The sequence below is a fragment of the Bradyrhizobium sp. USDA 4452 genome (assembly GCF_054063575.1).
Window position 1 is genome coordinate 8487997 of record NZ_JBSSGK010000001.1, and the last position, 19481, is coordinate 8507477.

The window sequence follows — 19481 nt, forward strand, 5'->3', positions numbered from 1 at the left end:
GAATGACGTTTTGGAAGTGGAGCCGGACTGCCGGCGCGAACGCGACGGCTGACAGCACTTGCCCGTTTCCGGAAGGTATGGCGCCCTCGGCGCTGAACGATGGCACGCGCGGCATGATGGCCGCTGCGGCGAAATATCGCGACGACATGGCCGGCGCGATCGTCACCGCGGGCACGTCGACCGCCTACGCGGTTTCGAGCTATCAGGGCTTCGACAGCTTCGCGCATATGGACGGCGTTGCCATTGCCTTCACGCCGCACGCGACGAATGGCGCGACCGTGACGCTGAACGTTGACGGCCTTGGCGCCAAGCCGCTGCGGACGTCCCCCGGCTCCGAATTGCTTCCCGGCGTGATCATCCAGGGCACGCCGTACGTTGCCCTCTACAACAACACGGATGGCGCGTTCTATCTCCGTGGCTTCATGGGGAACCCGTACAACATCCCGCTTGCTGCCGGTATCGACTATTGGGCGCCGACTGCCCCGAACAGCTCGTTTGTCTTTCCGATCGGGCAGGCAGTCTCTCGCACGACCTATGCGGCCTTATTCGGATTGATCGGAACGACATTTGGCGGGGGCGACGGTTCGACTACGTTCAACCTGCCAGACAAGCGCGGGCGTACTTCGGCTTTTGCCGATTTCGGCGCTGGCAGGTTGACATCAACGGTGAATTCAACATCCCTCGGTGGCATCGGCGGATTGGAGGCCAACACGCTCACTACCGCGAACTTGCCGCCCTATACGCCTTCTGGCACCGTATCTGGCAGCATTTCTGGGAGCGCTTCCGCGAACTTCTTCTCAACGGGCACCGGTGGCGCTGCGAATGTTTACAGCCCGTCTACTGGCACTTCCAGCCCGCTCCCTGTGACTGGCACGTTCTCTGGCTCTCTGAGTGGTAACGCGCAGGGTGGTGTAAGCGCGGGGTTCACGAACTTGCAACCGACGATCATCTGCAACTACATCATGCGGATTATCTAGCAGCCGAGCGCGGCTTTTAGGCGTGGCAAGATCGTTTCAAGCCATATGGCTTGTGCTGGCGGCGACAAATGAACGCCGTCTATCGTCTTTTGGCTGAGCTTCGCGAGCGGCGTGCGCGTGTCGATGAATTGCCGGCCGGCATAGTCGCGAATGGCTTGATTGATCTCGTCCGATGATTTCGGGTCGAACTGTTCTGCGATCGTGCCCGCCTCGATGGGCGGAATTCCAGCGTAGAGAACAGCGCCGGACCGCGCTGTAACGGCTTTTGACAGAAAGCGATAGCGATCCGGGAATTCAGCAACGTTGCCGGGCTCCGCGTCATTGGTGCCGATCGCCAGCACGAAAGCGGCGGCCTTGAAGTCGAGGCGGCGAACGGCAAGGGCGTATTGATAGGCAGTCGCCCCTCCAATCCCGGCGTTGACGACGCGGTGCCCGCAGACTTCGGCTGGCAAAAGCGCGGCCTCGGTGATGCTATCGCCGCCGAAAACGACCGGCGCCGGGCCGGCCTGGGCGAGTTGGCTTCGGATCACAAACAGCCTGGCTTCCAGATGGTCATGCGCGCAGGCGGAGCCGGCAATTAGCAGAGCTGAAACCATGGAGACGGCGCGAAACATGCGCTTTCGTACCACCACAACCGCCGCGCGATCAACAAAACATCCACTAACCGCGCCGCGGTAGCCCTTTCCGATCGGGAATTTCTCACTCGGATCGGGTGCCATGTGAAGCTCATCAGCAACATCAACGCATATCGCCGCCGGCATGGTCGGCGCATCGCGATTGAACAGGCCGTGTTCTGGAGCGCTGTCGGCGGGCTCCTGCTGATCTGGCCGCACCTGTCCGAAACCCTTCCGTCCGGAACCTACATCGTCGGGGGCATCCTGCTGTCCGTCGCGAACGGGGTTGCGGTCTATCTCAAGCGTCCGGGGGCTCAGTGATGGCCGTTACGCGAAAGCATGTCGCCGGGCTCTCTGTCGCCGGCGCCGCCCTGGCGGGCGTTCTGGTCTCCCATTGGGAGGGCATGAACCTGGTGGCGAAGCATCTGCCGTTTGACCCGCCCGGCGTGATCACGGTTTGCGGCGGCATCACCAATTACGATTGGCCGTGGCTCAAGGTGGGCGACGTCTACACCAAAGAGCAGTGCCAAGACGCGCTCTCGCACGTCGCGGAGCGCTACGCGGATAAGGTGGTGGTTTGCGTCCCGTCGCTGCCGACTATGCCGCCGCACCGTCAGGCGGCTATCGCGTCCTTTGCGGTCAACCTCGGGCCGGGCAAGGTCTGCGGGACGTCGATCGCGCGCGATCTCAACGCCGGCCGCGTGCGCGAGGCCTGCGACGCAATGGTGAAGTACGTCACCGCGAACGGCAAATTCCTGCAAGGCCTGTACAACCGCCGGACCGATGCCATGTGGGGCGAACGTCCGTGGTGTCTCCGGGAGGATTGACCGTGTTCGGCGATCTCTTCTGGAGCGTTGCGACGTCAAACCTGCTGCTCGGCGCCGATCTCTTGTTGCTGCTGGCCGCGGCCGTCGTCGGCTATTTCCCGCTCGCCGGCTACATCCCCGGTGTCGCGCCCTACGTCAAGGCCGCGCGCCTTGTCGTGGTGCTGGTCGCCCTGCTGATGGCCTTCCTGGTCGGCTTCCGTGCCGCCGATGAGCGCGAAGAAGCGAAAAGTCTGCGGGCAACCCTCGCGGCGCGCGATCTCGACTTGGAAAATTCACGCAAAGCACGCGCTGATGAGGCCGCGCGCGCGGATGCAATCGCCGAAGGGGCACGGGCACAATATGAAGCGGATGTTGATTATATCGGGCAGCTTGAAGCTGACGATCGCTGCAAGTTCGATCCTTTTGGCAGGATGCGCAACGGCGCCGCGCGAGGATCTTCCGCCGCCGCCTCCGGAAGTGCGGCGCGATCTGCCGCCGGCGCCCGATAAGATCACGAAAGCCCCGCCGGTGCCGTACCTCGATACGCAATGCCGTTTCCCCTGGCGTGGCGTTGCCGGCTGCAAGGACAAGGACGCGCGGGCGATGCTCGAGCTGACGACTTCCTACGCGGTCGAGCTGCAAGCCCGGCTCGGAGCGGTGCCCGGCTGGTATAGCGATGTTCGCCGCAGCTATGGGGCTCGGTGATGTCGTTTACCCCCGCACAGCGAAGCGAATTCGAGCAGGTAGCCAAGATGGCCGCGAAGGCGGCCGTTTCAGAAACGTTTCTTGCGCTCGGAATGGACGTCTCCACCCCGCAATCGGTGATCTCGGTGCAGGGGCAGTTCTCTTTCCTCCGGAACATGCACTACGCGGCCCGGCATTTGCGCAACGTCATCATTGCCGGCGTGGTCGGCGCGGCCGTGAGCGGGGCCGTGTGGGCGTTCTGGACTGGCTTCAAGGCGAGTGCCGCCGCGCCGTCGACAACGATTTCCGCGCCGGGCGGCTCCCGGTAATCCCATAGAGGAAGAAACTGCATGTTGAGCGCGAGCGAAGCCGCGATTGAAGCCGAACTGAAAACCAAGGGGCTGAATGCTCCGCGCCTGACGCCGGCGCAGATTGATGAAACGATCGTCGGCGAGGCATTTCACGTCTTTCCCGGCACCACCATGACGGTTTGCGCGCTGACGCTGCGCAATGGCTTCATCGTCCTGGGCGAGAGCGCCGCGGCTTCGCCCGAGAATTTTGACGCCGCGATCGGCCGGCGGATCGCCCGCGACAACGCGCGCAACAAGATTTGGGCGCTCGAGGGCTACTTGCTTCGGTCGAAGCTCGCCGCCGGCGTCATCTGAAACCCGCGCCGGCCGGTCGCCGGCAATCCCTCTTTGAAAAGGTACTTTTGATGATCAAACCGACCGTTGGCCGCGTCGTCTGGTTCACTCCCGCGGCGGGCGATGCCCGCTTTGAGGGTTACGCCGCGCCGTTCGCCGCTCATGTCGCCTATGTGTGGGGTGACCGCTGCGTCAACCTGATGGTGATCCTGCCGAACGGCTCCGGTGTCGTCGGCGAAACCAGCGTCTCGCTTTTGCAGGACGAGGACAGCTCGGCGAGCGTCGGCGGTGGCCGGTATGCCGAATGGATGCCCTACCAAGTCGGGCAGGCCAAGAAGCACGATGCGGCGCCCGCTGTCTAACGGGTAGCCTCCTGGTGAAACTGGCGCGGCCTCGAGCCGCGCCTTTTTCATTGGAATAGAGCCCAGACGAGCGCCGCAACGCCGATGACGAACATCGCGCACAAGATGAATTGCGGGCGCCTCATTGCTGGCCCTTCATCCGGTCGAATAGCTCCCGGATCTCGGCCAGCTTCACGACCGATCCGACGTGCCTTGAAAGCTGCTGCGCCTGGCGCGCCGCGATCGCGGTCCGGCGGTCGCCGTTCTTCGCGTTGTGGTAGGCGCGCAAGTCCCGCATGAAGGACCTGGCGGCGTCCGGCGGGATCTCGATCGGCTTTGGCATGGCGGCTAATCCTGCCAGTGCTTCGGCCGGTTCCATGGGCGGTTTTTGCCGCGCTCTTCGTACTCTCGGGCGCGCTTTATGTCGGCCTCGGTGATTTTGGGTCTGATCGCGCCCCAGACGAGTTTCACCATTTGCTGACACTCTTCGACGCTGGCGCAGTGGCCGCGGTGGGTCGGGTGCTGCGGCGTACCCGGGAAGTTGACGCCCCAAGCCACGGACGGGCGGCCGGCCGGCAAGCCGGGCTGTCGGTGGATGCGGCCTATCCGGATGCCGTCCCAAATCACCACGTAGTCGTCCGGCGCGGTCTCGCCGCCGATGACGGTTTTGCGCAGGAAGAGCTGTTCGGTCATGCGCTCTATATAGGCCGGCGAGGCGCCCGTTTCCTTTTACAAATCGAATAAAAGCAGTCGACCAATCAATGGGGGTATGGTAGGTTATTTTACAGAAAAGGTGAGCAATTTCAGAGGCTCGCCCGCGCCTGGGAGACTAGGGGTCGGAGGTTCAAATCCTCTCGCTCCGACCATTTTTCAAAGCATTATGATTTTTGAGAGCATTCGGGCCTCCCTTGCGACCCGATGCGGCAATCGTCAGCTCTCGAAATCCATCGCGGCAATCAGGCAGGCCTTTTCCAGGCGATTGTTGAGCATCGCAAGCTTGGCCGTGAACTCGGCCAGTTCAGGCTCGCTGAATTCCTCGAACACGGTCTTCTTGAACGCCTTGTGCTGATCGGAGAGGCCGGCCAGATGCTTTCGGGTCTTGTCGGTCAGCGACAGGCGGACCACGCGCGCATCGGCCGGAGAGGGCGCGCGACGCAGCAACTGCTTCTGCTCGAGCAGCTTGGACTGCGTGGTCACGAACGACGGATCGACATGCAAGAGCTTCGACACCACGTTGATCGGCACGCCGTCAGCCTTGTCGAGGTCCGAGATCGCGATCAGGATCATCCATTGCGGACCGCTGACGCCAAGCGCCTTGCCCCAGAGCTGGCGGACCCGTTCGAGATGCGAGTTGATGGATGAGATCTCGAGCGTAAAGCGCTTGATGATGTCGAGATGCTCGATGGCGCGCAGGTGCGCCGAATCCTTCCTGGTCACTGACACAGCTTCCCCTTCCCTAGGCGCCGACTCAGCTTTGTGCTGATTTATTTCTTGTTTCCCACGTCGGCGGGAGGTTTTTTCTCGTAAGTCGCTCAGGAAGGCAAGTGAACGTAAAGCAATTATGATGCGTCTGTGACGGTTGGATTTTTTGGGGTGCGACAAATTTGCCCATTCAGGTAAGGGGCTTAGGGCGAGCGTTGCTGGTGGGACACAGTGTGGCCGCATTCGCATTCCTGACTTTATAAACTATTTTGATTGGCGAACTCGCCCATGCATATTGAACCCGGCGGTAGGGGAATCTCGATCGTCCCGTTGCGGTGATCGTTCAAGTCCGTCGCACTCACAGATTGATCTGCGGGTGCGAGGTTTGGGGAAAACGGTCTTGGACAATGCGGGAGGATCACGGGGCGCTCGCGGCCCGGACTCTACGCATATGAGCAACTTGGAGGTTTAATATGAAATTGGCGAAGAGCCTTATTCTGGGCTCGGCCGCCGCGCTGGTCGCGGTCGGCGGGGCGCAGGCAGCCGATCTTCCCGTTAAGGCCAAAGCGGTCGAATACGTGAAGGTGTGCTCGCTTTATGGTCCGGGCTTCTATTACATCCCCGGCACCGACACGTGCATCAAGCTCGGCGGCTACGTGCGCGCTGACTTGGTCATCAACGGCAACAGCGTCTATGGCCCGAACTACAACGGTGCCAACGGTGCCAACAACCGCTTCACGAACGGCTACACCTGGCGTTCGCGTGAAGACCTGAACATCGATACGCGCACCGCGACCGAGTACGGCGTGGTCCGCACCTACTTCGATGCGGTGTTCACCTGGACCTCGGACAGCTACGGTGCGGGCGCTGCCGCCGGTTCGACGGTCTATTCGCCGATCGGCACGTCGTCTGCGCCGAACAACGCTGGTTCCGGCAACGTTGCGGCCGGTACGGTCGGCGTCTACTACGCCTTCATCCAGTTCGCCGGCTTCACCATGGGTAAGGCGGTCTCGCAGTTCGCTGCTCCCTGGACCGGTTATCCGGGCAACAACTACGACGGCCTCGTCGGTGGCGTGAACACCACCAACGGCGTGAACCAGTTCACCTACACTGCGCAGTTCGGCAACGGCGTCTCGCTGGCTTTGTCGGCACAGGATCAGGTGCAGTACTCGCAGGCTGGCGTGTTCAACCTCGGCGCTGGTGGTGCCTATGGCTCGAACGACACCGCCGGCACGATCGCGCCGGACTTCATCGCCTCGCTGAAGGTCGATCAGGCTTGGGGCGTGTTCCAGGCGTCGGTCGCGGCGCATGACAACCACGCAGCCTACTACGGCGGCACCGAGTTGACCGGTCATCCCGACGACAAGTGGGGCTGGGCTGGTGCACTGGCCCTGTCGATCAAGAACATTCCGACCGGCCCCGGCGACACCATCAACATCCAGGGCGTCTACACGGACGGTGCGACCCGCTACAACATCCAGGATCTGGCCAGCCAGGCCGGCTCGATCGCGATCTACAGCGGCTCGAACCTCCCGGGTGCGTATGGCAGCGTCGGTTTCGGCACTGCGCCTGACACGGTGTTCGGCCCCGGCGGCCAGCAGCAAAGCATCAAGACCTGGGGTATGCGCGGTGCGTACACCCACAACTGGGATCCCTATTGGAACACCAGCATCTACGGTGCTTACGCTGCGATCTCGTACAACGACACGTCCAAGGCTCTCATCTGCGGCGTTGGCGGCGTGGGCGGTACCTTCCGTGCTGCGTTCGCCGGTGGCGCTGGCGTAACCAACTGCAACCCCGACTACAACATCGCGCAGATCGGTGTGATCACGCGGTGGACCCCGGTCAAGAACCTGACCTTCTCGGCCGACGTGACCTACTCGCATCTCGATCAGAAGTATTCGGGCGTTATCGCCACGTCCGCTGCCTCGGTCGGCAAGCCTGCGGCGATCTACGAGCTGAAGGATCAGGACACCGTCCAGATGCTGCTCCGCGCTCAGCGCAACTGGTAATACACCGGTTGATCTGATCACGATCCTAAAGAACCCCGGCAGGCAACTGCCGGGGATTTTCTTTTGGCGAGAGATCAGCAGACGAAGGTGGGCTGCGTCATTTCGGTCCAGGCGAACAACGAAGACGTGCCATGCGATTCATTCGCGGCAAATTTATTTACTTACCTGATCTACTAAACTATATACGTGGTGGCCAACACATTGAATGATGGCTCTTAGCTCATGCTAAGCCTCCCAAACCTCCGGCAATGCCCTGCCGGAGGTTTTTGATTCAAGGCGCAGGCTGCCGCCGACGATCACGATGCGCGCGGGTGTCGCAAACAGTTGGTCGCAAGCCGGGCTCACACCGTCTCGCCGATTCGACGCCGTCAAGATTTGACGGAATCGATCCGCAGTGCATTCTCGTCATTCATGGGACGCTTCAAGAACAGCCGCCTGGCTCGGATGAGCAGCGGCCATTACTGCTTGATCCGGGATCTCGGGCTGGTGAAGGGCGGCAAGGGTTTGCGGCACCATGAGGTGGTCATCGACTTCTCGTGGCGCGGCCTGCTCAAGCTTGTCTTGAGCGTTGCCAGCGGCGTTCTGCGGCGGCGCGCGCCGGTGCGGATCGAGACTGCCGAATAGCGCGAAGCGTCCCGCGCTTGTCGCTCACGGAATTCGCGGACAGGTGTTTGCGATCGAGCGGCATGGTCGCGACATCCGAGAGCGCGCGTGCGACGACGATGTACTGCGCACCGCTGCTTCTGCGCTTGTCGAAATCGGATTGTTCGCTTCGCGGAATGAATTTGATCTGCTGGCGGCGGCACCCTCGCGCGTGATGGGTGGGCGCCGTTGCTGCGCGACAATTCGGTGATGTAGAGTGCCGCAGCCAAGCGGCCGGGACTGCGATCCGCGCTCCAGCCGAAACCAAGAACAACAGGCAAGAAGGAAGGAACGGATCTCACATGAAGGATTTTGCCGGAAAGATTGCCGTTATCACCGGTGGCGGCACGGGCATGGGGCGCGAGCTGGCGCGGCAGCTCGTTGCCGAAGGATGCAACGTTGCGATGTGCGACGTCTCGATGGAAGCGATGGCCGAGACCAAGCGGCTGTGCGAGGTCGAGAAGCTGCCGCAGGGCCTGCGCATCACCACCCATGTTGCCGACGTCTCGATCGAGGATCACTACAAGCGCTTTCGCGATGAGCTGGTCGAGCAGCAGGCGACCGACAAGATCCATTTGCTGTTCAACAACGCCGGGATCGGCGGTGGCGGCAGCCTGTTCACCAACACGCGCGAGCAGTGGGAGCGCACCTTCAACATCTGCTGGGGCGGCGTCTATCTCGGCGTCCGCACCTTCCTGCCGCTGCTGGTGAAGGCCGACGAGGCGCACATCGTCAACACCTCGAGCGTCAACGGCTTCTGGGCGTCGGTCGGCATGGGCGTGTCACACACCGCCTACAGCGCGGCGAAGTTCGCCGTGAAGGGATTCACCGAGGCGATGATCAACGATCTCCGGCTCAACGCACCGCACGTCAAATGCTCGGTCGTGATGCCCGGCCACATCGGCACCTCGATCGTGTCGAACTCGCGCAAGGTGCAGAATGGCGCCGACCAACTCAATCCCGACGAGCTCAAGCAGGTCCGGCAGCGTCTGCAAGGGCAGGGCATCGACGTCGCCAAGATGTCGGATGCCGACATCCAGCAACTGGCGCTCGACCGCGCCCGCATCTTCCACGACGAGGCACCGACCACAGCAGCCGCCGCTGCCAAGATCATTCTCGACGGCGTGAAGGCCGATCGCTGGCGCATCCTGGTCGGCGACGATGCCCATCTGCTCGACGAGCGCGTGCGCGCGACCCCGGAGCAGGCCTACACGCCGGAGTTCTACCAGGGCATCGTGGCGGCGACCGGCTGGAAGGTCGGGTGATCAGTACTCCGGTTCTGACATGATCCGAACCGGAGTTGATTCCGCATTCGGGCGGCGTCCGTCGCCTGATAATCCTAGCCGCGCATCGCGCGATAGCGCGACCCTGCCTGATAGGCGAGGCGGTAATGTCCGGAGCAATAGGGCAAGCCGCCGAGCGGCGTGTTGCCACAAAAACAGAAATCATCGGCGCCCGGTGTGCTGATCGGCCAGCGGCAGCGTTGTTCGCTCAGCTCGAACAGCGAGCAGTTGTTGGCGCTGACGATCGGCGCATCGTCGGGCACTTGTTCGTAGACCGCCTGAAGCAATCGGAGCTGCTGTTTCGCGGTCGCCCGCTGGGCGGCGTGGGCGGTGGATTTCTTCCGCCTGGCGCGGCGTTCGTCCGGCGTCGTGCGCGTCAGGTTCAACCGCGACAGCTTGCCAATCACCGCGTTGCGGCTGACGCCGATGTTGGCGGCGATGTCGCGGCAGGAGAGGCCGGCTTCGAAGTAGATCTTGAGTTGGTCGACGCGCTCCGGCGTCCAGGTCGGCTCAATGGTAATCATGTTGACGGTTCCACGTTCTGTTGAACCGCCGCGCCGGCACGCTCCCTTAGTTCTTGAGCATGATCTTCTCGGAAAACCGGTTTCCACTTTTCCGGATCATGCTCTCAAGGCGTGCGGCCGTTGTCGCGGATTGCAAGCAACCCGTCCTTGATGGCGAGCCGAATGCCTTCCTCGATCAATGTCCGTGCGACGCCCGGGACGCTCGTGCCGTGGGTGCCCTGTCTCACCAGCTTCTCGAGGTAACCAATGGTCGAGAGCGCCAACGTGACCGGGACGCGGTCGGTTTCGGCCTTTTCTGTAGCCATGAGAAAACGCTTAACCTTGAACGCTTGTACTGAAAAGTATCTATTTAGAGTCTATTTAGGAATGAGGCAGTCCGTCAAGCCGTGAACTGCGAAGCTGGACGCGCGACTTCGCGCGCGCCGGAAGCTGGTTCCGGCGCAGCGCAATTGTCAAATTAACTAGACAAATGAGTGTGTTAGGATCGCAACTCGACCTTGACCGGGAACTTCTTGAGAAGCCGCTCAGCTGTTTCGGCCTTGTCCGCGGGCGCGCTCAGGCTGAGGTACAGCCCGCTGGACGGGTCGGTGATGGCCTCGACACTGACCTCGCCGGACAGGCCCTCTCGCGCCAACAGCTCGCGCGCGGCCTCGCCGGCGGCGATCTCGCGCAACTTCGGCTTGAATATCTTGCCGACCGGCGTGATCGGCATTTCCGGAAGCACCGAGACCACGCGCGGCCGCGCCGGCGGCTCCAGGATGTTCTCCTGCACGAAGGCGGCGAGCGCGTTCGGATCGATCTGGGCGCCGGGCTGCGCCGAGACGAACAGCATCGGCACTTCGCCGGCATAGCTGTCGGGACGCCCGACGGCCGCGGCCAGCGCTACGCCCGGAAACGCCAAGGCGGCATCCTCGATCGCGCGCGGATCGATGTTGTGGCCGCCGCGGATGATGACGTCCTTGGCGCGGCCCAGGATGTAGACGAAGCCATCGGCGTCGATCCGGCAGATGTCGCCAGTGCGCAGCCAACCGTCGCGGAACGCCTCTTCGGTCTGCTTCTTGTCGACGTAACCGGCGAACACCTGCGGGCCCCTGGTCAGCAGCTCGCCGACCGGCGAGGGCCACGGCCCGATGTGAAGCTTGCCGCCGTCGAGGATCGCGAGCTCGACCAGCGGATTGCGGGTGCCGACGCTCTCGGCGCGCGGCTTGACGCCATGCACGTCGTGGGTGATGGCGCCGGCGAGCTCGGTCATGCCGTAGAGTTGCTGGATGCAAGGGCCGCCCCAGGTCGCAAGATACCGCCGTTCGATCTCCGGCGGGCAGATCGAGGCGCCGGTGGCGGTGACGCGCAGGGTCGAGATGTCGCTGTCCGCGACCGGGATGTCAGCCAGCGCGCCGAGCGTGGTCGGCACGTTGCCGGAGATGTTGACGCGGTATTTCTCGACGATCTTCCAGAAGTGCGTGATCAGCGCCGGATCGCGGGCGCCGGCCGGGCCGGGGATGAAAATCGTCGTTCCGGCGGAAAGGCAATTGGCCGTCGTGCAGAACAGGCCTCCGACATGGAATAGCGGCAGCGTGATCATTGCGCGCTCGCCGCGATGGAAGTCGAGTGCCATGCGCGAGGACACGGTGGAGGCGACCATCGCGCGGTTGGTCAGCCGCGCCACCTTGGGATGGCCTGTGGTGCCGCCCGTCGGCAGCATCACTGCGACACGGTCGGCCTCACTCTTGTCCTTCGACTTGCCATAGTCGTCGCGCCACGCAGGATCAGGCTGCAGCACCTCGCCGTCGAACGCGATGCTGCCGTCAAGCGGCACAATCACGATGCCTTGCAGCGATGGCACCTCGCGCTGCAAGCCTTCGACCCGCTCATAGAGCCCGCCTGGCATGCCGGGCGGCGGCACCAGCAACAGCTTTGCCTTGATGGCGTTGAGTTGCGCGACAATCGCCTCGCGCGTGAACAGCAGATTGAGCGGCTCGGCGACGCCGCAGGCAGCTGCGCCGAAGATCGCAACCACGGTTGCCGGGCACGCCGGCAGCAGGACGGCGACCGCGTCGTCCTTGCCGATGCCGTGCCTGCGGAAATAGTTCTCGGCCGCCTTGATGCAGCCCATCAGATGATCGTTCGAGATCACGACCGGATTGGGATCGAGCGGCGAACGCAGATAGATCGCGGCTTCGGCGTCCGGCGCGCCCTGCGGGCCGCGGGCAATGAGATCGAGGATGCGCGGGCAGGCGGCGAGCGTCTCCAGCATCTCCTTGTCGCGCGCGGCCTCGTCGGCCGGCGAAAGCCTGTCCTTGAGCATATCCGTCCCCGTCCATTTTTGTTCGTTGGGACAGGGATTGTATCGAGCCGCACTTGCGGAACACAAGTGCGGCTTATCGACCGGCGTCAGCCGTGAACCACCGATTTGGCGATCATGCAGTGGATGCCCTTGGAGCCGTTGACGGTCTGCGTGACGCGCAGGTCGGCGGCCAGGCTGCAGAGCGTATAGGCGTCCTCGCGCGACAGATTGCGCTTCTCGCCGAGCAGCACGATCATGTCGCGCAGTGCCCGCACCACGCATTGGTCGAGATCGGGATCCATCGCCATCGTCATGTAATGGTCGGCGGTCTCGGCGCGCGGATAGGCGAGCTTGAGGTCCTTGCGCAGGGTCAGGCGGAAGCGGCCGGTGAGCGCGGTCTCGATCGCGGTGACGCAGACCTCGCCGTCGCCCTGCACGCCATGGCCGTCGCCGCAGGAGAACAGCCCGCCCGGCACGAACACCGGCAGATACAGCTTGGCGCCGGCCCCGAGCTCCTTGTTGTCGAGATTGCCGCCCATCGCGCGTGGGATCAGCGAGGAGATTCGGCCCCAGGCCGGCGGCGGCGACACGCCCATCACGCCGAAGAACGGCTTCAGCGGCAGGTCGAGCCCCCATGGCATGCGGCCGACCATGCGCGCGCGATCGAGCGGGATGTTGAGGATGCGGGACTCGTGGAAATCGTCGGGCAGGGTGCCGGACAACGGCTTGATCAGATTGTAACCCCAGTCCTGCCGGAGCTGGACGTCGAGAATATCGACCTCGAGCACGTCGCCGGGCTCGGCGCCGCTGACGGCGATCGGGCCGGTCAGGATGTGTCCGGGCACCATCCGTTCGCACTTCGCATGAATGTCGTCGAGCTCCGGAGGCACGACGAACTTGTCGCGGTCGGGCACCACGTCGGGGCCGCCGCTGACGGTCTCGATCGTGACCTCGTCGCCGCTCGCGACGGTCAGGACCGGTTTCAGCTTTGCTTCGAAGAACCCCCAATGGCAGGTTTCGGGACTGGACTTCAGGTGATGATGGGTCATGTGACGGCTTTTGATTGCGCTTCGGGCAGCGTATGACGCTGTAGCAGAACTTCGCAGAGGCTTCCCTTGTTTTTTGTGCTCTCCAAGACGCTCGGCATCATCCTGCTGCCGATCAATTTCCTGATCGGTGTCGGCGTGATCGGCGCCGCTCTGCTGCTGACGCGGTTTGCCCGGCTCGGTCGCAAGTTGATGGTTGGCTCGCTGCTGCTGCTCGCGATCTGCGGTTTCTCGCCGCTCGGCAATGTCCTCGTCTCCGCCCTGGAGCAGCGCTTCCCGCCATGGGACGCTTCGCGCGGCGCGCCCGACGGCATCATCGTGCTGGGCGGCTCGATCGATGCCGATCTGTCGGTTGCGCATGGCACGCCGGTGGTGCGCACTGCGGCGGATCGCGTCATCGCGGCGGCGGCGCTTGCGCGCAGATATCCGAACGCGCGCCTCGTGTTTACCGGCGGCAGCGCGAACCTGATCTCGAACGACGCGCGCGAAGCCGACTACGCCGCCGAGATGTTCGAGAGCCTAGGCATCGCCAAATCGCGATTGATCATCGAGCGTCGCTCGCGCAACACGGCGGAGAACGCCGAATTCTCCAAGACGCTGGTCGATCCCAAGCCGGGTGAGCGCTGGCTGCTCGTGACGTCGGCCTACCACATGCCGAGGTCGGTCGGGCTTTTCCGCAAGGCGGGATTCAACGTCGAGGCCTATCCGGTCGACTGGCGCGTCGGCGATGTGATGAGTTTCGCGGCGCTCGCGATCGAGGGCCTGTCGCGCACCGATCTCGGCGCACGGGAGTGGATCGGGCTGGTAGCCTATCATCTGGCGGGCAAGACCGACGATTTGCTGCCGGGACCAGCCGCACGTTGAGGTCAAGCACGAGCTTGTCGCATCGCTCAGCCAATCCGGCTAACATCAAGTCAACGGGCGACGCCAAGCCGCCGATCACGGGAGTTTTCGCCATGCAACAGCAGACACCGCCGGAACAGTTCGACCTCTCCGCAATCGTGGCCGACCTGAACAATCTGCTGCGGCTGAAGACCACGGTCATCGGCATCAAGATGTTCGCGCGCGTCGAGGAGATGGAGGCGATCCCGAAGATCCGCCGCCCGTCGGCGGTCCACACCACGGATCAGATCATCAGCATGGCCTCACGGCTCGGCTGGACCGTCGGCATCACCGGCGACGATCTGGTCGGCGCGCAATGCCGCGCGGTGATCGGGCTCGCGCCGCAGGACGAGAAGTGGCTCGCCGGCGAGAACTATGTCGGCGTCTGGCACGGCACGGCCGAAGACGCGCGCAAGCGCCAGGAGGCGCTCGACGTGGTGCCTTACGGCCAGTACCAGGCGATGGCGGTGAGCCCGCTGACCAGCGGCCGGCTCAATCCTCCCGATATCTGCCTCGTCTACGCGACGCCAGGGCAGATGATCATCCTGATCAACGGGCTGCAGTACACCGGCTACAAGAAGTTCGAGTGGGGCGTGGTTGGCGAAACCGCGTGCGCGGACTCGTGGGGCCGGGCGCTGAAGACCGGCGAGCCAAGCCTGTCGCTGCCGTGCTTCGCCGAGCGCCGTTATGGCGGCGTGCCCGACGAGGAGATGCTGATGGCGCTACCGCCGGCCTATCTGGTGAAGGCAATTGCCGGGATGAAGCAGCTCGCCAAGAATGGCCTGCGTTACCCGATCGCACCCTATGGCATCCAGGCCGACGTCCGCGCCGGCATGGGCGTGTCCTATGCCAAGAAATAGGTGCGAGAAATAGCGGCAAGAAATAGCTGATTGCGTCGCCGCGCCCGCGATGACAAAAGGGGCGCCCATTTTGCCGCGCAGGGAGCCCGATCCATGTCCTCGTCGAAACTCGACATCGTCGTCTATGGCGCAACCGGCTTCACCGGCCAGCTCGTCGCTGAATATCTCGCGGCGCATTATCGCAACGGCAGCCTGAAATGGGCGATGGCCGGGCGCAGCAAGGATAAGCTCGTCTCGGTTCGCGACGCGATCGGCGCGCCCGCCGACACGCCCCTGATCGTCGCCGATGCCAGCGATGTCGCGTCGCTGAAGGCGATGCTGGCGCAGACCAGGTCGGTGATCTCGACCGTCGGTCCGTATCAGCTCTATGGCAACGAGCTGATCGCGGCCTGCGTGGACAGCGGTACCGACTATTTCGACCTCTGCGGCGAGCCGGTCTGGATGCGGCAGATGATCGACAAGCACGAGGCCGCGGCAAGGGCCAGCGGCGCGCGGATCGTGTTCTCCTGCGGCTTCGATTCCGTGCCGTTCGAACTCGGCGCCTTCTTTGTCCAGGAGGAAGCCAGGCGCGTGTTCGGTGCGCCGGCGCCGCGCGTCAAGGGCCGGGTGCGCGACATGCGCGGCACGCTGTCCGGCGGCACCGCAGCGAGCGCGAAGGCAACGTTCGATGCGGTCGCCAAGGATCTGAGCCTGGTTGCGATCCTCAACAACCCGTTCGCGCTGACGCCGGGCTTCGAGGGCCCGAAGCAGCCGCGCGGCAGCAAGCCGGCCTATGAGGAGGACCTGCACTCATGGACCGCGCCGTTCATGATGGCGCTGATCAACACGCGCAACGTGCATCGCTCCAACATGCTGATGGGTTTCCCCTACGGACGGGACTTCGTCTACGACGAGATGGTCCTGACCGGTCCCGGCGAGAAGGGCGAGGCCAACGCCAAGAAGGTGATGGCGCTGAATGCCGAGAAGACCGGGCCGAGCGCGCCGAAGCCGGGCGAGGGGCCGTCAAAGGAAGAGCGTGAGAACGGCCGCTACGATCTGCTCTATCTCGCGGTCGCGCCCGACGGCCGCGTGGTCCGCGCCGGCATCAAGGGCGATCGCGATCCCGGCTACGGCTCGACCTCGAAGATGATCGCGGAATGCGCGATCTGCCTGCTGCGCGACACGCCAGAGGTCACCGCTGGCTTCTGGACGCCGGGAGCGGCGATGCAGCACAAGCTGATCAAGCGCCTGGTCGATCACGCCGGGCTGACGTTCGAGGTCGAGAAGTAAGCCGCGCTACGTCGTCGGCGTCATCGCCCGGCTCGACCGGGCGATCCAGTACGCTGCGGCTTCTCGGCTCAAGCACTGGCGTCTCTGGAATACTGATGCCCCGCTTTCGCGGGGCATGACAGCTCGTTGCTACGCCGCCGCGCGCGGATCATACGCGTACATGAAGTCCATGCCCTTGGACGACACCGGCAGCAGCAGCTTCAGCAGGTGATCGCGCAGCCAGGCGCCGGTCGGGCCGAACTCGCGCTTGCTGTTGCCGTTGCGGCGGGCGATCGCCACGATCTTCTCGGCGCGCGGGCGCCGCTCGTGCTCGAACGCCTGGAACGTCATGCCGAGCTCCTGGCCGTCGCGCATCAGCATGCCGAGCCGCATGGCGTCTTCGAGCGCGAGCGAGGCGCCCTGGCCGGCATGCGGGCTGGTGGCGTGCGCAGCATCGCCGATCAGGAGCGTGCGCTTGCGCGACCAGGTCGGCAGCGTCGCGACGTCGAGCGTGTCGGTCACCACGATGTTCTCCGCGGCCTCGATGATCTCGGGGATCGGCGCGTGCCAGCCGGCATGGAATTCGCGCAGATGCTGCCTGATCGCGTCCTGGCTCTGCAACCGGTAGGCCGCCGCGGTCATGCCGTGCGAGGGTTGCGTGCTCCACCACATCGCGCCCGTGTCCGGATCGGGACTGCACAGGCCATAGCCGAAGAAGCCGCTCTGCCCGAACGTCGTCTCCACCTTCTGACCGATCGGCAGGCGCTCGAACATGGCCCGCGGCACGAAGCCGCCGAAGCCGATCAGCCCGGTGTCGAACGGCGTCGGACCGCCCGGGATCACGTGCCGCCGCACCGCCGAATGCACGCCGTCGGCGCCGATCACGAAGTCGCCCTCGGCGGTGGTGCCGTCGTTGAAATAGGCGATGACCGGCTGGTCGCCGCGATCCTCGATCTTCACCAGCTTCTTCTCGAAGAACACCGAGACGTTGGAGGCCCAGGCCTTGTCGATCAGCGTCTCGTTCAGCGTCGCGCGGCACATGTTCACCGCCGGCTGGCCGAAGCGCTGCTGCATGTTCTGGTTGAGCGAGCCGAGCTTCTTGCCGCCCTGCGAATAGAAGTCGAAGGATTCGGCGATCGAGCCGCTGCGGATCAGTTCATCGGCGAGGCCGAGCTCCGCCAGCACATGCATGCCGTTCGGTGCAATCTGCAAGCCGCCGCCGATCCCGGTGGAGTAGGGCCAGGCTTCATAGAGCTCGGCTTCGATGCCGGCGCGGGTCAGAAACATCGCGGTCGCAGGACCTGCGATGCCGGCGCCGATGATCAGAGCTTTACGGGGACGGTTGGTCATGCCTTGCTCCATGCATCCGGGTGAGGTACGAAAGATCAGTTGCTAATTATCTTAGTAAATGAGATATAAGGCAAATAAGATATAGGAGCAGCTTTGTCAAGCACGACGTCGCGCGAAGCGCTGATGCAGGAACTCGAGGAGGCGATGCGCCGGTCGTCCGCGCAGGGCGTGATGTACGGCCAAGCCGTTGCAAACATGGCCGGAATCTCCAATTCCGACATGGAATGCATGGACATCCTTCATCTTGAAGGGCGGGTGACCGCGGGGCGTCTCGCCGAAGTGACCGGGCTGACCACCGGCGCGATCACCGGCGTGGTCGATCGTTTGGAGAAGGCGGGCTACGTGCGCCGCGAGCGCGACGCGAGCGACCGACGCAAGGTCTTCATCTCGGTGGTGGAGGAAAAGGCGGCCGAGATCGGCAAGTTCTACGTGCCGATGCAGGACGCGATGCTCAAGCTGTGGAGCGGCTACAGCGACGACGAACTGCGGCTGCTGCTGCGCTTCGCCAATGACGGCTACAAGGGCGTGCTGGAGGCGACCGAAGCATTGAAGGCGGTGATCGACATGCCTCCCGAGCAGCGCGCCGAGCTCAAGATGCCGCCGAAGTCTCGCCGCTAACATCAGGCGTCGTCGCGCGATAGCGCTCGGCCGCCGCGTACATGCCCCACATCGTGCCCAGCATCATCCAGAAATGCCGCCAATGGTCGGTATCGATGATGAAGCTCTCGCCGGCGATGCCGAGGAACGCCGAGAAAATCGCCAGATAGTCGCGTTGCCATGGCACCCGCTTGTAGATGTAGCGGAAACCGATGATCGCGCTGACGAACACCAGCGCCGGATAGCAGATCCCCGAGATCCAGCCGCCCGACATGAAGGCGTTGAGGAACGAGTTGTGGGTGTCCTCGGGGAAGTAGGTGTGGAATTGCAGCGGCCCGATGCCAAACGGCAGTTCGAGCGCCATCTGGGCGCCGAGGATGTGGCGGCCGAACCGGCCGAAGCGGCCTTCGTCGTAGCTCTGATCGAGGCTCGCGCGCTGCTTGAACATGTCGGCGACCGAACCGATCGAGAGCAGCACCGCGACCAGCGCGACGGCCAGGGTCGCTGCGATCACGGTCATCACGATGATGCGCGAGCGCTGCGCCTGCGAGCGGCTGGTGAACACCATCAGCGCCAGCATGAAGGCCGCGGTGACGATCAGGCCGCCCCAGGCGGCGCGTGAGAACGACAGCAGGATCGCAAGCGAGATGATGCCGAACGCGATGGCGTTGCGGAACGCCTTGCCGAAGGGATCGGAGACCACGCTCTGCAGCGTGAACAGCGCCGGCAGGATCAGGAACGCGCCCAGCACGTTGGGGTCCTTGAAGGTGCCGCGGGCGCGATCATACAGCGTCAGCAGGTCGTAGCCGCCCGGCACCAGATGGAAGTAGCCGGCGATGCCCGCCAGCGAGGCGATCATCGCGCCGACGATCAGACCACGGCGCAGCATGTCGAGCCGCGCTTCGGTATCCTCCGACATCACCATCGCGAAGAAGATGACGGTGACGGCCATGTACCAGGAGGTGAGCACCCAGTTCACCACCTCCGGCTTGTCGAGGAACGGCACCGCGCCGATGCTGTAGCCGACATTGAGCACGATCAGCGCGAACAACAACGGCATGAACACGAGCTGCATGCGCAGGCCCGTCGCAAAGAACAGTACGCACGCGGTCAGCGTGACGAGTTCATACGGGCTCGGTTCGATGAACACGATGGCAACCGACGCGCCGGCGAGCCACACCAGAGCACGCTGCAGCGCCAGCACGCCGGACGATGCCGATGTCGGCGAATGGGACGTCCCGGCTGTCGCCGCATAGGCCATCGGA

At 63.8% G+C, this 19481-nt stretch carries 25 protein-coding genes; 15 read left to right on the forward strand and 10 right to left on the reverse strand.

Going from position 1 to position 19481, the window contains the following annotated elements:
* The first annotated feature begins 2 nt into the window (after window positions 1–2).
* On the forward strand, window positions 3–977 hold the full coding sequence (locus ACVISU_RS40300; RefSeq protein ID WP_456710645.1) for a phage tail protein: 975 nt from the start codon (window positions 3–5) through the stop codon (window positions 975–977).
* On the opposite strand, the gene ACVISU_RS40305 is transcribed toward ACVISU_RS40300, so the two are convergent.
* On the reverse strand, window positions 974–1696 hold the full coding sequence (locus tag ACVISU_RS40305; protein WP_456710646.1) for an SGNH/GDSL hydrolase family protein: 723 nt from the start codon (window positions 1694–1696) through the stop codon (window positions 974–976). The two genes, ACVISU_RS40300 and ACVISU_RS40305, sit on opposite strands and share 4 nt — an antisense overlap.
* On the opposite strand from ACVISU_RS40305, the gene ACVISU_RS40310 reads away from it, so the two are divergent.
* From ACVISU_RS40310 to ACVISU_RS40340, 7 genes are read left to right on the forward strand one after another with little or no spacing between them, the layout of a single operon-like run.
* The gene (locus tag ACVISU_RS40310) at window positions 1697–1912 is read left to right on the forward strand and encodes a hypothetical protein (RefSeq protein WP_456710647.1); all 216 of its coding nucleotides are present in this window, start codon (window positions 1697–1699) and stop codon (window positions 1910–1912) included.
* Complete coding sequence (locus ACVISU_RS40315) at window positions 1912–2418, forward strand: lysozyme (protein WP_456710996.1); 507 nt, start codon at window positions 1912–1914, stop codon at window positions 2416–2418. Before ACVISU_RS40310 ends, ACVISU_RS40315 begins: the two co-directional genes overlap by 1 nt.
* 2 nt (window positions 2419–2420) lie before the next feature.
* Window positions 2421–2906 (forward strand): hypothetical protein, encoded by a 486-nt coding sequence (locus ACVISU_RS40320; protein WP_456710648.1) that lies wholly within the window; start codon window positions 2421–2423, stop codon window positions 2904–2906.
* 19 nt (window positions 2907–2925) lie between these two features.
* Window positions 2926–3102 carry a hypothetical protein gene (locus tag ACVISU_RS40325; RefSeq protein WP_456710649.1) on the forward strand — a complete coding sequence of 59 codons (177 nt, stop codon included), beginning with the start codon at window positions 2926–2928 and terminating at the stop codon, window positions 3100–3102.
* On the forward strand, window positions 3102–3410 hold the full coding sequence (locus tag ACVISU_RS40330; RefSeq protein WP_456710650.1) for a hypothetical protein: 309 nt from the start codon (window positions 3102–3104) through the stop codon (window positions 3408–3410). The genes ACVISU_RS40325 and ACVISU_RS40330 overlap by 1 nt, the downstream gene beginning before the upstream one ends.
* A 21-nt stretch (window positions 3411–3431) precedes the next feature.
* Window positions 3432–3746 carry a Gp49 family protein gene (locus ACVISU_RS40335; protein ID WP_456710651.1) on the forward strand — a complete coding sequence of 105 codons (315 nt, stop codon included), beginning with the start codon at window positions 3432–3434 and terminating at the stop codon, window positions 3744–3746.
* Between the two features lie 50 nt (window positions 3747–3796).
* Window positions 3797–4087: a hypothetical protein gene (locus tag ACVISU_RS40340; protein WP_456710652.1), complete on the forward strand. Its 291-nt coding sequence runs from the start codon at window positions 3797–3799 to the stop codon at window positions 4085–4087.
* Window positions 4088–4208: 121 nt separating this feature from the next.
* Here the strand turns inward: ACVISU_RS40340 and ACVISU_RS40345 are convergent, their stop codons facing one another.
* The 3 genes from ACVISU_RS40345 to ACVISU_RS40355 all read right to left on the reverse strand — a co-directional run bounded on the left by ACVISU_RS40345 (window position 4209) and on the right by ACVISU_RS40355 (window position 5509).
* Window positions 4209–4409 carry a hypothetical protein gene (locus ACVISU_RS40345; RefSeq protein ID WP_456710653.1) on the reverse strand — a complete coding sequence of 67 codons (201 nt, stop codon included), beginning with the start codon at window positions 4407–4409 and terminating at the stop codon, window positions 4209–4211.
* Window positions 4410–4414: 5 nt separating this feature from the next.
* Window positions 4415–4759 carry a hypothetical protein gene (locus ACVISU_RS40350; protein ID WP_456710654.1) on the reverse strand — a complete coding sequence of 115 codons (345 nt, stop codon included), beginning with the start codon at window positions 4757–4759 and terminating at the stop codon, window positions 4415–4417.
* A gap of 237 nt (window positions 4760–4996) precedes the next feature.
* Window positions 4997–5509, reverse strand: a complete 513-nt coding sequence (locus ACVISU_RS40355) for a MarR family winged helix-turn-helix transcriptional regulator (RefSeq protein ID WP_456710655.1) — start codon at window positions 5507–5509, stop codon at window positions 4997–4999.
* Between the two features lie 452 nt (window positions 5510–5961).
* On the opposite strand from ACVISU_RS40355, the gene ACVISU_RS40360 reads away from it, so the two are divergent.
* From ACVISU_RS40360 to ACVISU_RS40370, 3 genes are all read left to right on the forward strand, one after another.
* On the forward strand, window positions 5962–7500 hold the full coding sequence (locus ACVISU_RS40360; protein ID WP_050400925.1) for a porin: 1539 nt from the start codon (window positions 5962–5964) through the stop codon (window positions 7498–7500).
* Window positions 7501–7911: 411 nt separating this feature from the next.
* Entirely contained in the window at window positions 7912–8124 is a 213-nt protein-coding gene (locus tag ACVISU_RS40365; protein ID WP_050400924.1) for a hypothetical protein, read from the forward strand.
* A 320-nt stretch (window positions 8125–8444) separates the two neighbouring features.
* Window positions 8445–9407, forward strand: a complete 963-nt coding sequence (locus tag ACVISU_RS40370; RefSeq protein ID WP_050400923.1) for an SDR family oxidoreductase — start codon at window positions 8445–8447, stop codon at window positions 9405–9407.
* Between the two features lie 74 nt (window positions 9408–9481).
* Here ACVISU_RS40370 and ACVISU_RS40375 read toward each other — a convergent pair whose 3' ends face one another.
* The 4 genes from ACVISU_RS40375 to ACVISU_RS40390 all read right to left on the reverse strand — a co-directional run bounded on the left by ACVISU_RS40375 (window position 9482) and on the right by ACVISU_RS40390 (window position 13282).
* Window positions 9482–9949, reverse strand: coding sequence for a GcrA family cell cycle regulator (locus ACVISU_RS40375; RefSeq protein ID WP_456710997.1), 468 nt, complete (start codon window positions 9947–9949; stop codon window positions 9482–9484).
* A 104-nt stretch (window positions 9950–10053) separates the two neighbouring features.
* Window positions 10054–10254: a hypothetical protein gene (locus ACVISU_RS40380; protein ID WP_016844973.1), complete on the reverse strand. Its 201-nt coding sequence runs from the start codon at window positions 10252–10254 to the stop codon at window positions 10054–10056.
* 173 nt (window positions 10255–10427) lie between these two features.
* Complete coding sequence (locus ACVISU_RS40385; RefSeq protein ID WP_456710656.1) at window positions 10428–12254, reverse strand: AMP-binding protein; 1827 nt, start codon at window positions 12252–12254, stop codon at window positions 10428–10430.
* Window positions 12255–12340: 86 nt separating this feature from the next.
* Window positions 12341–13282, reverse strand: a complete 942-nt coding sequence (locus ACVISU_RS40390; protein WP_456710657.1) for an acetamidase/formamidase family protein — start codon at window positions 13280–13282, stop codon at window positions 12341–12343.
* A 66-nt stretch (window positions 13283–13348) separates the two neighbouring features.
* Here ACVISU_RS40390 and ACVISU_RS40395 point away from each other — a divergent pair, with 66 nt between their 5' ends.
* From ACVISU_RS40395 to ACVISU_RS40405, 3 genes are all read left to right on the forward strand, one after another.
* Window positions 13349–14143, forward strand: a complete 795-nt coding sequence (locus ACVISU_RS40395; RefSeq protein ID WP_456710658.1) for a YdcF family protein — start codon at window positions 13349–13351, stop codon at window positions 14141–14143.
* 92 nt (window positions 14144–14235) lie between these two features.
* Window positions 14236–15021: a DUF169 domain-containing protein gene (locus ACVISU_RS40400; protein ID WP_456710659.1), complete on the forward strand. Its 786-nt coding sequence runs from the start codon at window positions 14236–14238 to the stop codon at window positions 15019–15021.
* Between the two features lie 93 nt (window positions 15022–15114).
* Window positions 15115–16290 carry a saccharopine dehydrogenase family protein gene (locus ACVISU_RS40405; RefSeq protein ID WP_050400919.1) on the forward strand — a complete coding sequence of 392 codons (1176 nt, stop codon included), beginning with the start codon at window positions 15115–15117 and terminating at the stop codon, window positions 16288–16290.
* Window positions 16291–16419: 129 nt separating this feature from the next.
* Here the strand turns inward: ACVISU_RS40405 and ACVISU_RS40410 are convergent, their stop codons facing one another.
* Complete coding sequence (locus tag ACVISU_RS40410) at window positions 16420–17619, reverse strand: FAD-dependent monooxygenase (RefSeq protein WP_456710660.1); 1200 nt, start codon at window positions 17617–17619, stop codon at window positions 16420–16422.
* Between the two features lie 123 nt (window positions 17620–17742).
* On the opposite strand from ACVISU_RS40410, the gene ACVISU_RS40415 reads away from it, so the two are divergent.
* A complete protein-coding gene (locus ACVISU_RS40415) occupies window positions 17743–18237 on the forward strand; it encodes a MarR family winged helix-turn-helix transcriptional regulator (protein ID WP_172803595.1) in 495 nt (164 codons plus the stop codon).
* Here the strand turns inward: ACVISU_RS40415 and ACVISU_RS40420 are convergent.
* Window positions 18209–19477 carry an O-antigen ligase family protein gene (locus ACVISU_RS40420; RefSeq protein ID WP_456710661.1) on the reverse strand — a complete coding sequence of 423 codons (1269 nt, stop codon included), beginning with the start codon at window positions 19475–19477 and terminating at the stop codon, window positions 18209–18211. The two genes, ACVISU_RS40415 and ACVISU_RS40420, sit on opposite strands and share 29 nt — an antisense overlap.
* Between the last annotated feature and the right edge of the window lie 4 nt (window positions 19478–19481).